Here is a 14,522-nt window from a genome sequence, read left to right as displayed (position 1 = left end):
CGGGCTTTCCCCGTCTACGCCAAACCCCACACCCACGGCATCGCCGCCGGCGACTTCAACGGCGACGGCCACCCCGACCTGGCCACCGACAGCTGGGGTCTCGACCGCCTGCTGCTGCTCTATGGCGACGGTACCGGCAACTTCCGCGAGAGCGACTCGTTGCAGACCGGTAAGCATCCCTACCAGCGCCTGCGCGCCGCCGATCTCGACGGCGACGGCCGCCCCGACCTCGTCACCACCAACCTCGATGGCGACGACGTGAGCGTCCTGCTCAACCAGGGCCACGGCCATTTCAAAGAAGCGCGTTACCGCGCGGGCACCATGCCCTTTGGCGTCGCCACCGGCGACTATAACGGCGACGGCCATCCCGATCTCGCCGTCGTAGACGCGTCCTCCGTCACGACCGACCGCCGCGGTCAGGACAGCGTGTACTTGCTGTACAACGACGGCGCCGGGCACTTCGGCCAATATGCCTGCGCCCCCGGTCCCGGCGGTCCCACCCGCGTCGCCGTCGCCCATGGAATCATCTGCGTGGTGAATTATTCCGCCGCGACCATCTCACTGTATGGCGACAGCGGCGAAGGTCTTCACCGAACCGCCACGATCCCCGCCGGCCGCCAACCCGACGGCATCGCGATCGCCGACCTCAACGGCGATGGTAAATACGATATAGTCGTGGGGAACAGCGGAGACGGCACCGTAACGGTGCTGCTCCAGCGTCAATAGGGGTTGTGTGCGGATGGGGCCGGTGCGTCGTGCGACGAAGGCGGCGCGGGCGGCGCATCGGGCTGCCGTTTTCGCTTGCGGCGGAAGATCGCGGTAAACCGTTCGAGGACGAAGGAAAAAAGGAGGATGTTGAGCGCCATGCCGCCAAGGAAGGCGCCCCAGCTGTCGATGGAGCCGTTGCCGAAAATGAGGTGCGACGGGTAACGAAGGATATTGAAGGTTAAGGCGATCCAGCGTTGGGTGGTCACGCCGGTGTAGGCGAAGAAGGACCCGATCATCAAGACGATGACTACGAGCATACAGAGGAAGAAGGCGCGGAAGCTGAATCTTTTGAACATAGAACGTGGTTACCAGAACGCCGGACCGGAAAAAAAGTCGCCGGGCGTCTTGCCCGTAAATATCCTAAAATCCTTGATAAAATGCGCCTGGTCGAAATACCCCGAGGCATAGGCCGCCCGGGTGAGGTTGTCCATGAGTGGGTAGCGCGCCAAAAGGTTCCGAAAACGGACGATACCTGAAAATTGTTTGGGCGTGGCGCCGATGGCCTGGCGAAAACGTTTTTCGAACGGATCCCGGCTCAGCGGAATGTCCTTTAGCAGGTCCCCGATCCGGGCTTCCCCACCGGTGGCGCGTATCCGCCGCACCGCCTCGAACACCAGCCGGTCGCCGGCCGATGTCGACAACCGGTCGAGCAGGAACCGTTCTGCCACGGCGACCCGATCGGGCGCCAGCGCCAGTTCCGTAGCCAGCCGCGACAAAACCGAAGCGGGCACGAAGGCGCCCAGGTCCTCGCTAACGCCATAGAATTCGTGCATCGGCAACGGGAAAAAGTGTCTCGCGCCACCCTCCCGGAAGAGGACCAGCACGGTCCCCGTCCCGGGCTCGTAGGTCAGGACCCGCGCGCTTTTTTGCAACCCGCTCAGGGCAAAGGGCGGTATCCCCCTGACCAGACCCGCAAACCGCAACGCCAGCACGACCGACGTATCCGGCACCACCCGGCTATCCATTCCCCCGGCACTCCCGATCACGAGGATGGACCGCACGTAGGGGCGGAGCGCCGCACTGGGAAGAAACGTTTGCATGTCCTAAAGTTACGCTATTTCACCGCTGAGACCTCCACCAGGCCCTCGTGGGTGGCGCACCACACATTGCCCTCTTGGTCGAGGGCCAGCCCGGTGGCCTCGGTGCTGGGAAAAGGGGAATTTTCGCGGGTTATGACGAGCCAATCGTTTAAAATGTCCCACCGGCAAACGCCTACGTGTTGTATACTCATCCAAAGGGAGTTGTCATGCGGGTTGTAGAGTACATGGTTGACATGGCCGGACGGCATACCTGAATTCTGCGCCGTCCTCAACAACCAGTGACCTGTCACGGAATATTCGGCGAGGCCATCGCTGGTGGCAAACCAGCAATTCCCTTCAGCGTCCTCGGTCATTCCGTCGATAATCGATGGGCTCAAAAAAATCGAATCATGGCCGATAACGGCGGTTCCGCCGGAAGTGCCCACCCAAAGCCGTCCTTTGCTGTCCGGGGCCGCAAAATAGACGTTGTTGTCCGGGAGGCGCTTGGTTGTCCAGGTCCCTTTATCATATGTGGCGACACCGCCATAACCCGCCACCATCACACGTCCATCCGCTATGGGAACAATGGACCTGACCCAGCTCAAACCGGTCACCGACGAATCGAAAACCGTCCATACCTTATCGTCATACAGGTACAGTTTTTTAAAGTCCGTCATCCATTTGTTGCCGGTCTTGTCTGCGACCAGGGCGCCGACAAATACCTCTTCGGGAGGTAGGTATGTCCGGACCTGGTCGTCGTGCAACCGGCTGACACCTCCTGTGGTGCCCTCCCAGACGAAGCCCTGCCGGTCCACGGCGACCGAAGTGCCATAGTCGTCGGAGAGACCGTCGTTCTGTTTGTCCCGGACGGTTACGTTGTATCGCTTCCGGGGGTTGCCGGGATAACTGAAGAGCTTATTTTCTATGACCGGCTTTGGGGCATCGTACAACCTCGTCTTGAAAAATGCCAGATCGGGGGGCTGGAAATTCCACCGGATCTCCCCCCTGTTCCAGTCCACCTGGACGACCACGGTAAAAGCCGAAAAGGCGGTCCGGTTCCAACGGTGGAAGTTTACCAGGTAGGCGGCGATGGCGTCCACTTGCGCCCTAAGCGCTTTGCTCATATAGCTAATGGCCTGGGCGTCGCCAGCAGAGTCCACGACCAGTTGGAGCCGGACGGTGCCCCTGCCCTGACGAAACTCCGGGAGCAGGCCGAGGCTATCGGTAAATGCGTAGAAAGAGTTCTCATTGGCGACATCGCTATCGGGTCTGCAAAGACAAAAGGCTGGAAGGTCCCGGTACGGCATCTTGCTGGGCAGGAGCTCCTGGGCGGAGGCAACATCGGCCAGCAACAGGACGAGCAAAAAAAAGCGCATGCCGGCAAGATACTCAAATCATGCTGGCGGCCGCGGCGTCGAGCAAAATTTCGCAGTCGGGGTGCAGCTGCACGACGGAGGCGGGGATGTCGGTGGTCACCGGCCCACGGATGGCGCGGGCGACGATGTCGGCCTTGTGCGCGCCCTTGGCGATCAGTATGATCCTCCGGGTGTGCATGATGTTCCTGATCCCGCGGGTAAGACCGCCGAGCTCGGTGCCGGGGGGGACCTGGGTTTCGCGGCGGACGCGGGCTTCGAAGCCGGGGTCCATGGGGGAGACCCAGGTTTCGCTCTCGAAGGGGGTGCCGGGCTGGTTGATACCGATATGGCCGTTGAGACCGATGCCCAGCATCTGGAGGTCGGCGCCACCGGCGGCGGCTAGCCGCTCTTCCCATAGACGGGCCTCGAGCGCGAAGTCGTCGGACTCCGTGGGCGGCATCAGGAACCGCTCGTCAGGGATGCCGAGGGCGTCGGCCAGCTGCGTGCGGATCATGGTATAGCAGCTGCCGGCGTAGCTGCGGGGGAGGTTGGTGAGCTCGTCGACGTTGAAGAGGGTGATCCGCGATACGTCGAAGGGGTGCCCGGAAAAGATGTCGGATACGATCCGGTGCATACCCATCGTCGTCTGGCCGGTGGATAAGCCGATGACCGAAGACGGTTTGGACAGCATCTGCGCGATGATCCGCCAGGCGGCGGTGCGATCGAAGGCTTCCGGGGTGGGGCATACGGTAATGGTCATACGTGCGCGAATTCCTTGGTGAAAAATGCATCCAGCGCCTCGAACGCGGCGCCTTCATCCGGACCGCTCACGGTCACGGTTACCGTGTCACCGGCCTTCGGGACCAGCCCCAGGATCTGGAGTATGCTGTTGAGCTGGACTTCCCGGCCGTCCTTTTTCATACGCACGTCGGATTGGAATGTCCGGACCAGGCGGATCAGCGCGGTGGCCGGGCGGGCGTGGATGCCGTCGGGAGCTGTCAGTGTATAGTCTTTGGTCATCATGAGATTGCTTCTTCTAAACAGGCGCGGATCTGCGCCGCGTTGTCCATGGTTAGGACGCGTTTGGCCAACGCCTGGGCCGCGGAGCGGGTGTGGCTGACGACGGTGTTTTTTACCAGGGGTATCGAGGCGGGATTGGCCGACAGCTCGTCCACGCCCAGACCGATGAGCAGGAGGGTGGCCAGCGGGTCCGACGCCATTTCGCCGCAAAGGCTGACGCGTACCAGCTGTCGCTGGGCCTGCTGGACCACGAACTGGAGCAGGCGGATGACCGCCGGGTGAAAAGGATCGTAAAGTCCTGCCACGCGCGGGTTCATGCGGTCCGCGGCCAGCATGTACTGTACGAGGTCGTTGGTACCGATGCTGAAAAAGTCGACCTCGCGGGCCAGCAGGTCGGCGATGTACGCCGCCGCGGGCACCTCGATCATCACGCCCACGGGTATCTCCTTGTTGAAGCCCACGCCCTCCCTCGTCAGCTGACGTTTGGCTTCGTCCAGCAGCGCCCTGGCCTCCCGGACTTCAGCGACGGTACTGATCATCGGGAAGAGCACCTTTACCTTGCCCCAGGCGCTGGCCCTCAAAATCGCTTTGAGCTGTGGCAGGAAAATGTCCGGCTCACGCAGGCAAACGCGGATCGCGCGGTAGCCGAGGGCGGGGTTTTCCTCCGCGGGCAAAGGAAGGTAGGGGAGGGGTTTGTCTCCGCCGAGGTCGAGGGTCCGGATCGTGAGCGGTTTCCCCTTGGTATGCCGGGCAATCGATTTATAAAAGGAAAACTGTTCTTCCTCCGTAGGCATCGTGTCGCGGTCCATAAACAGGAGCTCGGTCCTGAGCAGCCCCACGCCTTCGCCACCATAGGCCTGCACCAGGTTGAGGTCGGCCATCGAGGCCACGTTGGCCAGCAGGGGAACGGCCCAGCCGTCCTGGGTCACGGAGGGTTTGCCGCGCAGGGCGTGTAGCAACGCGGCCTTTGCCTGCTGTGCCTGTTGCCGGGTCGTGTACGTATCGAGCACGGCGGGCTCGGGGTCGATGATCACCGTCCCGGTCTCGCCGTCGAGGATAATCGTGTCGCCGGGCGTAATGCCCTGGATCGCTTCGCCAAAACCCACGACGGCCGCCAGCCCCCGCGATCGCGCGATGATTGCCGCGTGCGACGTGCGGCCACCCGCCCCCGTGAGCAAGCCGTTCACCCGGCTCGTGTCGAGCGTCAGCGTATGCGAGGGCGCCAGGTCCCAGGCGACGAGGATGGTGCCCGCTTCCGCCGAAAGCGCCGGCTCCGCGGCGCCCTCGAGGTTCCGCAGCAGGCGGTTCCCCATATCCTGTATATCCGCAGAGCGTTCGCGTATATAATTGTCCTCCAGACCGTGGAACAATTCGGTGATTTCGCCGACGGTCTCCAGGGTTGCGTCGTACGCGGTTTTCATACCGGTCGATATTTTTTGGACCACGTCCCGCTCCATCTGAGGGTCGCCGAGCAGCTCGATCTGGACCTCCAGGATGTCGGCGCTGTCCGTGTCCGGCCGCGCGGTGTCGAGTATCCCCCTGATTTCGGCGATGGACCGGCGGACGGCGAAACGGTATTGTTCGATCTCGCGCGCTATCTCCGTGGGGTCCGCCAGCAACCGGCCCCGGGTCACGCGCTCTTCGCGTTCGATGACCAGGGCCTTGCCGATGGCAATGCCGGGGGAGGCGCCGATTCCTTCGATCTGTGTCATAGTCAGTTCAGTATGTGCAGCAAGCTCCCGCAAAAACCGAGCGCCAGCAGCCCTACCAATAGATACGATGTTTTTATGTGTCGTTTCAAACCCGCATACACCAGGAACGTCAGGCCGAGCGGGATCAGCCCCGGGGCGACCTGGTCAAGCACCGACTGGAGGGTAACGCCCTCGCCTATACGCAGCGGCGTCCCCACCGTCATCAGCGTCGCCGGCATCGCGCCGACGACCATCAACCCCAGTATGGACGCGCCCTGCGTCAGCCGGTCCATGACGTGTGACCCTTGCAGCCTCTGCAGGAACCGCATCCCCGCCCTATACCCGGTAAAGGTAAGCCGGTAGCGCAACGCCAGGTGCGGGACGTTGAAGATGGCCAGGAACAAGAGCGGCCCCAGCAGGCTCCCCTTGAGCGCCAGCGACGTGCCCACGCCCGCCGCGATCACCTTTAGCGTTCCCCAGAACAGTGAATCGAAGACACCCGCGAGCGGTCCCATCAACCCGAGTTTTACGGCGTTGATCGACTCCTCGTCAAAATCGGGGTCCTTAAAGCGTTGCTCCTCCATCGCTGCGGTGATACCGAGGATCAGCGTCGAGCCGTACGGGCTCGTATTGAAGAACTGTAAATGCCTTTCGAGCGCCCGAGCCATGGAAGCCCGGTCGGGACAGGTCAAGCGGAGCACCGGAACCAGCGCGAAGGCTACGCCGGTGTTCTGCCACGTTTCGAAATTGAAGTTGGCCTCCAGGGCCATGGAGCGCCAGAAGACCGCGCGGATCTCGCGGGCGCCGAGTACGTGTGCCGCGGCCGCGCCGTCCGATCGCCCGTTGTGCCCGGCCGCCCCCGGATCGCCGCCGTCCGCCCGCGTGTCTCGACCCGTGACGATCATGGCGACAATTATGCCAAGCCCGCCGATGGCTATCATGGGCAAATGCAGGTACGACGCCAGGATGAATCCCAAGAAGAAATAAGGCGCCACGTCCTGCCGGAACATCAGGTTCAGCAGCAATGCAAATCCCAGCGCGGGCAGCACGTTGCCCGCGACGACCAGCCCCGTGTTGAGCCAGGCGGGGATCAAGTCTAACAGACTCTTCATCGCACCCGCGCCCAGCAGCAGCGAGAGACAAACGACCGTCCCCATGAGCAGCGGCTTGAGCAACCCGCTGGCGACGTGGAGCGTTTGGATGCGTTTCCAGTCGCCGGACGCGGCCGCCCGGGCAAAGGCCTTATTAAAAACCGAGCGCGTGACGAAGAGCCAGCTCAGCAACATCTCCGCGAGGATCGAGATCGGGACCGCCAGGGCCAGCGCGATGGCCGCGCCTTTCCCGGAGGTAATGGCAAAGGCCGTCCCCAGCACCCCGCCCGTGATCACATCCGGCGGTATGGCGGCGCCGACCTTTATATTGCCCATAAAGATCAGCTCCAGCGTCGCGCCCATGACGATCCCCGCGTGGACATCCCCCAGCGCAGCCCCGACCAGGGGCGCGAGCACCAGCGGACGGCTCAGCAGGGTGGTCCCGAGGAAGTCTTCCGAGTGCCCCAGCACCGCTATCAAGGTGATCCATATGATGGAGGCGGTCGACACTACAACAGGTTTTCGAGGCGTTGACGGGTATCGGTGGGCACCTGCCGGACCTCCAGCTCGATCCCTTTTTCCAGCAGCGCCTTTACGAGCGCGATGTCGCCCTCGGTCAACGCCACCGCCTTGGACACGTGACTCCCGCCCTCACGGCTACGGATACCGCCAAAGTTGATGGAGGTCACGGCGGGGACGTCCCTGGCCAGCCGGGCTGCGTCGGGGACGTCTTTGACCAGGACCAATATCTTTAAAGGCGTGGATGCCGGGTCGTTCAGGAAGGCAACGGCGCCCTCCACCGTCATGATCCGCTGGGTGACGCCCCTCGGCGCCGCCAGCCCGAGGGCCAGCTTCTGGAACTCATCCCCCGCCACCTGGTCGTTGGCCACTATCAGGTGGTTGATCCCCAGGGCCGGCACCCAGGTAAAGGCCACCTGTCCGTGCACCAGCCGGTCGTCTATCCTACAGAGTGCAATCATTGTCCCGTTATCAGTTTATTGACATATACCATTTGTTCCCGCGCCGCCGTCAGGGCGTTCTCTATCACTTCGCGGACCGGGGCCGCCGGGTCGGACATGACGATCTCGATCAACAGCGGCAGGTTGAATCCCGAGACCACATGTACGTTGGGCCAAAGGGCGTAGCGTAGTACCTGGTTGTTTACGCTCCCCCCCAACAGGTCCGAAAATACGACCCACTCCGCTGCTTCCCCGTCCGCCTGGAGCAACCGCTCGATCTCCTCATCCAACGGCTTGTTTTCCTGGAGGTAAGCCTGGATCACAAAAACATTGTCCGTCGGCCCGATGATCATGTTCAGGGACGACTTTACCCCCTCCGCAAAAGCGCCGTGCGTCGCAATCAGAAACTTCCGGTTCATAGCCACAATGTTCCGGCAAAGACCCCGCATATACCACTTCAGAGGCCCTACAATGCCCCTACAAACCCCTTTTTCCGGCGTAGGGAACTTGTAGGGCCTCCAAAATTGACGCCGCCCTCACCGCTCTATAGATTTAGGCGGTGAGAAAATCCATGGCTTCTATGGTGCTGTCGCTTGTCATATGGACACTTACGCACGCGGGTGACCCAGGCGCCCCCGCGCGCCCCGGGGCATCGGCTTACCCTGTGCGGCCCCGGGATACCGCCGCCGCATACATGACGCCCCCGGCCGGCGACGCCAGCGACGACCTCCAAACCGCGATCGCCCGCGTCAAGACCGAACGCAACTTTGGGATCGTTTTCCTGGGCCCTGGCGAATACCATATTTCAAAGACCCTCTATATCCCCCGGGGCATCCGGGTCATCGGGTATGGCGCCCGGCGGCCGGTCATCGTGCTCGACCCGCATTCGCCCGGGTTCGACAAGCCCGATTCCGCGGACAAGGGGCGGGCCCGTTATATGATATGGTTTACGAGCGCCCTTCCGGTGGGGGTGGACAACTTTGCCGGGCCGGGGAGCCGCGTCCCTGACGCGGGGGCCTCGACCTTTTACAGCGCCCTGTCGAACGTGGACCTCCGGATCGGCGACGGCAACCCCGGCGCGGTCGCCCTGCGTACGCACTTCGCCCAGCACAGCTTTATATCCCACGTCGACATATATATAGGCGGCGGCAAGGCCGGTCTCTTCGACGGCGGGAACGAGATCGAGGACGTCGGTTTTTATGGGGGCGACTACGGCATCTGCACCACGAAGCCATCCCCGGGCTGGCCCTTCCTCCTGGTCGACACCCGTTTCGAGGGGCAGCGCGTCGCCGCGATAAAAACCCAGGAAGCCGGTCTCACCATCGTCCGCCTGAGCGCCCGCCACGTACCCACGGTCATCGATGTCGACGACAATTATCACGAAAAACTCTTCATGGAGTCCTCCCGATTCGACTCCATAACGGGCCCGGCTATCCGAATAAGCACCGCACGGAATGCGGCGAATGAGGTAAACCTCCGGTCAGTCCTGTGTCGCAGCGTTCCGACGCTGGTGGCGTACCGTCACGAGACCAGGGTGGTGGCTGCGCCCGGGGCGGCGCGGGGGGCCGACGGCCGCGCCGCGACGTACCTCGTCCGCCGGTTCACCGACGGCCTTTGTCTCGATCGCGGCGACGCCGCGTATCGCACCCTCGCCGACCTCGCGCCCGCGCCGTTTGCAGCGGCATCCCCCACGGACATCACGCCTTTGCCGCCCATGGACACCTGGGTCAACGTGAAGGACCTCGGTGCCAGGGGCGATGGTCAAACCGACGATACCCGGGTCCTCCAGGACGCCATCGATAAGTACCCGACGATCTACCTGCCGCAGGGGTGGTACCGCGTGAGCAGGACGCTGCGGCTACGACCCAACACGGCGCTCATTGGCCTCACACCCATCGGCACCCAGATCATGCTGGCGGACCGGACCCCCGGGTTCTGCGGTTTCGGGGGTCCGGTACCGTTGGTGGAGACCCCGCAAAACGGCCACAACATCATTACCGGTATCGGTCTGTCCACCGGTGATGACAATTCCCGGGCGGTCGCCTGTAAGTGGATGTCGGGGGACGGTTCCCTGATGAACGACGTCAAGTTCGTCGGGGGACACGGTGGGATGGACCGGCCGCAAATGCCACCGCAGTACGCCCATCAGGGCCCCGAAACCTGGGACACCCAGTACTGGAGCCTTTGGGTCGCCAACGGCGGAGGCGGCACGTTCAAGGACATCTGGTCGGCGAGCACGTATGCCGCCGCCGGCGTGTACGTTTCGCACACCAGCACGCCCGGCCGGATCTATGCCTTGTCGGTGGAGCACCATGTAGGCAACGAAGTCCGCTTCGACCATGTCGCCGGCTGGCGCGTCTACGCCCTGCAGCTCGAAGAAGAAAGCCGCGAAAGCACGGAATGCCAGCCCATGGAGATCGTGGACTGTAAGGATCTCGTTTTTGCCAACCTGTATATGTTCCGCGTCATCCGCGTCAACAAACCCTATCCCTGGTCGGTACGCCTTTGGGGCGGCGGGGACATCGAGTTCCTGAATGTGCACAATTACAGCCAGACACCGTACACGACGACCAATCCGTTTTATATCGTCAATACCGGGACGGAAGTCCGCCCATGGGAAATGGCCAGGTACTACTACCGGGGACCATCGGTCCCGAGCGGCGCCGCCGACGCTACGATCGCCGCGGGCTTCGAATTCGCCCACGCCCTCTGCGCCGACCACAAGGGCAACGTTTTCTTTTGCGACCCACGCATGCGGCGCATCTATGAATATAACGCGAAAGGCGTCCGCCTACTGGTCGACTACCCCTGGGAGCCGCTCTCGCTGGCGTGCGACAAAAACGACAACCTCCTGGTCGTCTTTAAATACGTCCCCCGCGCGGGCGAGGTCTTTACCAATCCGCCCGACGCCGCGGGCACCTCCTTTAGCGGTTGGGGGAACAGCGGGTTCGCCACCTGGGTATACGCCGTCGATCCGGCGAACCCCGACGAGACCATTCAGCGGCTGCCGCAGGGGCCGCTAACCGAGACGGTTTTGTATCCGGCCCATCGCTGGCGCGACTACCACGACTTTACCACGATAGCCGCGGTACGACCCGATACGGGCTGGATCGCACCGGACAACAAAACCACCATCGCCAGGGTATACGACCTCGCCCGTGCCACCGCGCTGACGAAGGCCACGGACGGCGTCATCTACCTCACTGACGAATACGACAAACGCACCTGGAAGGCAACCGCCGACCTCGGCAACATGAAACCCTTCGCTGAAAAAGGCGAGTTCGATCACGCCGTCGATCCCAAAGGCAACGTCTACATAGCCGACGGAGATATCTATGTCTTCGACAAAAACGGCGCCCCGCTGAGGACCATCCATACCGCGGAGCGGCCGACGTCGGTGCTGATCGATGGCACACGCCTTTTCTATACCGGACACAACGCGCTACATATACTAAACCTTCCAAACTAACGAGAGATGAAACTACTTGCCTTCTTTTTATGCGTCGCCGTCGGGGCAACGCTTGCGGGCGCGGGGCGCGCCCTGGGGGCGGACGGCCCCTTAAGGGCTTACGCCGCGAAGCCCGGCATCACCGGCATTGTCCGGGACGCCACGGGAGAACCCTTGGCCGGGGTAACGGTTACGGTGAAGGGCGGCACCAATGCCACGGTCACCGACGCCAAGGGCCACTTCACCATCAACGCCTTCCTTGGGGACGTGCTCGTCTTCAGCAACGTCGGCTACGCCAAACGCGAGATCGCGCTCACCAGCGACCACGCCCTGGTGGTGGAGCTGACCAGCGAAGCCAAGTCCATGAACGAGGTCGTGGTCACGGCACTCGGGATCAAACGGACCGAGAAATCGCTGACGTACTCGACCCAGCAGGTATCGGGCACCGAATTGACCACCGTCAAGAGCGACAACCTCATGAACTCGCTCAACGGGAAGCTCGCCGGGGTGACCATCAACCCCAGCGCTTCGGGCATCGGCGGTTCGGTCAAGGTGATCCTTCGCGGGAGCCGCTCCACCGGAGGGAACAACCAGCCGTTGTACGTCATCGACGGCGTGCCCATTTCCAACGACGGGAGCCCCTTTGGGCAGCCGATGAGCAACACCTACGGGGGTAACCCGGAAGGGGGCGATGGGATATCCAACCTGAACCCCGAGGACATCGAAAGCATGACCATCCTCAAAGGCGCGAGCGCGGCGGCCCTCTATGGCAGCCAGGCCGCCAACGGGGTGATTGTGATCAACACCAAAAAGGGCCGGGCGGGCCGCACGGTGATCAATTTCTCGTCGTCCGAAAGCATGGACCACAATGCCTACCTGCCGAAGTTCCAGAACGACTACGGCCAGACCAGCGCAGGGGCGGTGGACAGCTGGGGATCGAAGATCACCAGCGCCCCGGACAACCTGAAGAAGTTTTTCCAGACGGCGACCAATTTCACCAACTCCATCAACCTGTCGGGGGGCACGGACGCCGCCCAGACCTATTTCTCCTACACCAATACCACCGCGCGGGGCGTGGAGCCGAACAACACGCTGGAGCGCCACAACCTGGACTTCCACGAGACGGCCAGGTTCCTCAACAACAAGCTCACGGCCGACGCGAACGTAAACTACGTGTACCAAAAGGTCAACAACAGCCCCGCCATCGGGTTCTACTCCAACCCGCTGACGGGACTGTATTTCTTCCCCCGCGGGCTGGACATCACCCCCTATAAGAACGAGTACGAGCTGCCCGCGGTATCCGGGGGGAATGGGGCTCCCACCCAGAACTGGCCGTTCCACGAGGACGTCCAGCAAAACCCCTGGTGGATCATCAACCGGAACACCAACGAGAATACGCGCAACCGTTACATCGTCAACGCCAGCCTGAAGTACGACTTCACCAGCTGGTTGAGCGTCCAGGCGCGTGGCAGCATGGACCGGATCAACGACCTCGGGGACCAGAAGTACTGGGCGGGGACCTACGCGCCCCTGGCTTCGTCCAACGGGAACGGGAGCTGGAACGGGTTTAACCACACGCTGACGCAGCTCTACAGCGACGCCTTGCTGACCGTCAACCTGCCGGCGATCGCCGGGTTCAAGATCGACGGGGTACTCGGTACGAGCATCAACGACAACCAGACCACCGGTATCGGCTGGGGTCCGGGGGCGGGTCAGGGCTTTGGCCTCTATTTCCCGAACATCTTTACGATCCAGAACATCGAGGTCGCACCGGCGGTGCCGCTGGGCGGATCGGGCGGTACCTACGGCAGTAACGTGTCGACCGACGCGCCTTACCACAGCCAGATACAGTCCGTTTTCGCGAACGCGAACATATCTTACCGCGACTGGGTCTACCTGACCCTGTCGGGTCGCAACGACTGGTCGTCAAACCTGTCGTTCACACCCGACGACCACTATTTCTATCCCTCCGCGGGGTTGTCCTTTATCCTCAACCAGGCGCTGGCGTTGCCCAAGGCTATCACCTACCTGAAGGTCCGCGGGACCTATTCGCAGGTAGGCAACACCGTGGGGCAGTACCAGACCAACCCGGAAAACAGCACCTCGGCCAATTCCACCGTCCTCAACGGCACGGCGCCCTCCAGCCTGAAACCGGAACAGACCAAGGCCTGGGAAAGCGGGTTGGACCTGCACCTGTTCAGCGACAACCTGAGCTTTGCCTTTACGTATTACAAGACCAATACGTACAACCAGGACATCGGCATCGTGCCGCCGCCCGCCTCGGGCTATTCCTCGGAGAACGTGAATGCGGGGAACATCCAGAACAGCGGGGTGGAATTCACGCTGGGATACACCTTTTATCCCAGCCACGCCATCAGCTGGACCACCACCGTCAACGTCTCGCATAACATCAACAAGGTCATCGACATCGACAGCAAGGACGGCGTCAACCTGGTCGACCTCACCCCCGGGAACAACAACTACGACACCTATGTCGTCAAGGGCGGCGAGTTCGGCGACATCTATGGCCAGACGCTCCAAAAGGACGCCAGTGGCCGGCTGGTGCTGGTGTCCGATGGGAACAACAACTGGTACCCGGTACAGGGTGGGGGAAACCTCAACGGCTTTAGCAAGCTGGGCAACCCCGAGCCCAAGTGGCAGGGTGGCTGGAACAACGCCATCAACTGGAAAGGCTTTAACCTGAACTTCCTCGTCGACGGCAAATTCGGCGGGCAGGTCATTTCGGTGATGCAGGGCATGCTCGACTACTATGGCGTGTCCAAGGTCAGCGGCGAGGCCCGCGACAAGGGCTATGTCGCCATCAACGGCGTCGACCCGAACGGGCACGCCGTCTCGCAGATCGACCCCAAGAACTGGTACACCTTTATCGGCGGCCGCAACGCCACACTGGGCGAGTACGTCTACAGCGCCACGGTGGTCCGGCTCCGCGAGGTAGCGCTGGGTTACGGCGTCAACTTCAAAACCGGGGCGGTGAAGAGCCTGCGGTTGTCCCTGACCGGCAGGAACCTGCTCTACTTCTATAAGAAGGCGCCCTACGACCCTGAGATCGCTTCCTCCACCGGCAACTCGCTCGGGGGCGTTGACGTGTTCAACCTGCCCGCGCAGCGGACCCTCGGACTCAAGTTAAATGCCATCTTCTAAAATCGAACG

12 protein-coding genes are annotated in these 14,522 nt (G+C 62.2%); 3 read left to right on the top strand and 9 right to left on the bottom strand.

Going from position 1 to position 14,522, the window contains the following annotated elements; all coding sequences use genetic code 11:
* Nucleotides 1-726, top strand: a 726-nt coding sequence (locus VL547_RS02635; protein WP_325574884.1) for a VCBS repeat-containing protein, incomplete at its 5' end; no start/stop codon positions are given.
* Here the strand turns inward: VL547_RS02635 and VL547_RS02630 are convergent.
* Genes VL547_RS02630 through VL547_RS02590 form a run of 9 tightly spaced genes read right to left on the bottom strand, consistent with a single transcriptional unit; the run spans nt 720 to nt 8,322 of the window.
* Nucleotides 720-1,064, bottom strand: coding sequence for a hypothetical protein (locus VL547_RS02630; protein ID WP_325574883.1), 345 nt, complete (start codon nt 1,062-1,064; stop codon nt 720-722). The two genes, VL547_RS02635 and VL547_RS02630, sit on opposite strands and share 7 nt — an antisense overlap.
* 9 nt (nt 1,065-1,073) lie before the next feature.
* Nucleotides 1,074-1,808 carry a helix-turn-helix domain-containing protein gene (locus tag VL547_RS02625; protein ID WP_325574882.1) on the bottom strand — a complete coding sequence of 245 codons (735 nt, stop codon included), beginning with the start codon at nt 1,806-1,808 and terminating at the stop codon, nt 1,074-1,076.
* A gap of 14 nt (nt 1,809-1,822) precedes the next feature.
* Complete coding sequence (locus VL547_RS02620; RefSeq protein WP_325574880.1) at nt 1,823-3,163, bottom strand: ligand-binding sensor domain-containing protein; 1,341 nt, start codon at nt 3,161-3,163, stop codon at nt 1,823-1,825.
* A gap of 13 nt (nt 3,164-3,176) precedes the next feature.
* Entirely contained in the window at nt 3,177-3,902 is a 726-nt protein-coding gene (locus VL547_RS02615; RefSeq protein WP_325574878.1) for a 6-phosphogluconolactonase, read from the bottom strand.
* A complete protein-coding gene (locus tag VL547_RS02610) occupies nt 3,899-4,165 on the bottom strand; it encodes an HPr family phosphocarrier protein (RefSeq protein WP_325574876.1) in 267 nt (88 codons plus the stop codon). The genes VL547_RS02615 and VL547_RS02610 overlap by 4 nt, the downstream gene beginning before the upstream one ends.
* Nucleotides 4,162-5,874, bottom strand: a complete 1,713-nt coding sequence (gene ptsP, locus VL547_RS02605) for a phosphoenolpyruvate--protein phosphotransferase (RefSeq protein WP_325574874.1) — start codon at nt 5,872-5,874, stop codon at nt 4,162-4,164. Before ptsP ends, VL547_RS02610 begins: the two co-directional genes overlap by 4 nt.
* Before the next feature lie 2 nt (nt 5,875-5,876).
* Nucleotides 5,877-7,454 carry a PTS system mannose/fructose/sorbose family transporter subunit IID gene (locus tag VL547_RS02600; RefSeq protein ID WP_325574872.1) on the bottom strand — a complete coding sequence of 526 codons (1,578 nt, stop codon included), beginning with the start codon at nt 7,452-7,454 and terminating at the stop codon, nt 5,877-5,879.
* On the bottom strand, nt 7,454-7,924 hold the full coding sequence (locus VL547_RS02595) for a PTS sugar transporter subunit IIB (RefSeq protein ID WP_325574870.1): 471 nt from the start codon (nt 7,922-7,924) through the stop codon (nt 7,454-7,456). Before VL547_RS02595 ends, VL547_RS02600 begins: the two co-directional genes overlap by 1 nt.
* A complete protein-coding gene (locus VL547_RS02590; protein WP_325574868.1) occupies nt 7,921-8,322 on the bottom strand; it encodes a PTS sugar transporter subunit IIA in 402 nt (133 codons plus the stop codon). The genes VL547_RS02595 and VL547_RS02590 overlap by 4 nt, the downstream gene beginning before the upstream one ends.
* A gap of 161 nt (nt 8,323-8,483) precedes the next feature.
* Here VL547_RS02590 and VL547_RS02585 point away from each other — a divergent pair, with 161 nt between their 5' ends.
* Both VL547_RS02585 and VL547_RS02580 read left to right on the top strand, forming a co-directional pair.
* Complete coding sequence (locus tag VL547_RS02585; protein ID WP_325574866.1) at nt 8,484-11,372, top strand: glycosyl hydrolase family 28-related protein; 2,889 nt, start codon at nt 8,484-8,486, stop codon at nt 11,370-11,372.
* A gap of 6 nt (nt 11,373-11,378) precedes the next feature.
* The gene (locus VL547_RS02580; protein ID WP_325574864.1) at nt 11,379-14,513 is read left to right on the top strand and encodes a SusC/RagA family TonB-linked outer membrane protein; all 3,135 of its coding nucleotides are present in this window, start codon (nt 11,379-11,381) and stop codon (nt 14,511-14,513) included.
* Nucleotides 14,514-14,522: the final 9 nt, after the last annotated feature.

This window comes from Dinghuibacter sp. (assembly GCF_035492835.1).
In the GTDB taxonomy this organism is placed as follows: Bacteria; Bacteroidota; Bacteroidia; order Chitinophagales; family Chitinophagaceae; genus Dinghuibacter.
The sequence above is the reverse complement of the archived record's forward strand: the minus strand, read 5'-3'. Positions and strand labels throughout refer to the sequence as shown.

What these genes read in the sequence shown, in the direction of transcription:
- VL547_RS02625 (WP_325574882.1), bottom strand. Translation starts at nt 1,808, where the DNA reads ATGCAAACGTTTCTTCCCAGTGCGGCGCTCCGCCCCTACGTGCGGTCC.
- VL547_RS02590 (WP_325574868.1), bottom strand. Translation starts at nt 8,322, where the DNA reads ATGAACCGGAAGTTTCTGATTGCGACGCACGGCGCTTTTGCGGAGGGG.
- VL547_RS02615 (WP_325574878.1), bottom strand. Translation starts at nt 3,902, where the DNA reads ATGACCATTACCGTATGCCCCACCCCGGAAGCCTTCGATCGCACCGCC.
- ptsP (WP_325574874.1), bottom strand. Translation starts at nt 5,874, where the DNA reads ATGACACAGATCGAAGGAATCGGCGCCTCCCCCGGCATTGCCATCGGC.
- VL547_RS02580 (WP_325574864.1), top strand. Translation starts at nt 11,379, where the DNA reads ATGAAACTACTTGCCTTCTTTTTATGCGTCGCCGTCGGGGCAACGCTT.
- VL547_RS02620 (WP_325574880.1), bottom strand. Translation starts at nt 3,163, where the DNA reads ATGCGCTTTTTTTTGCTCGTCCTGTTGCTGGCCGATGTTGCCTCCGCC.
- VL547_RS02630 (WP_325574883.1), bottom strand. Translation starts at nt 1,064, where the DNA reads ATGTTCAAAAGATTCAGCTTCCGCGCCTTCTTCCTCTGTATGCTCGTA.
- VL547_RS02610 (WP_325574876.1), bottom strand. Translation starts at nt 4,165, where the DNA reads ATGATGACCAAAGACTATACACTGACAGCTCCCGACGGCATCCACGCC.
- VL547_RS02595 (WP_325574870.1), bottom strand. Translation starts at nt 7,924, where the DNA reads ATGATTGCACTCTGTAGGATAGACGACCGGCTGGTGCACGGACAGGTG.
- VL547_RS02585 (WP_325574866.1), top strand. Translation starts at nt 8,484, where the DNA reads ATGGTGCTGTCGCTTGTCATATGGACACTTACGCACGCGGGTGACCCA.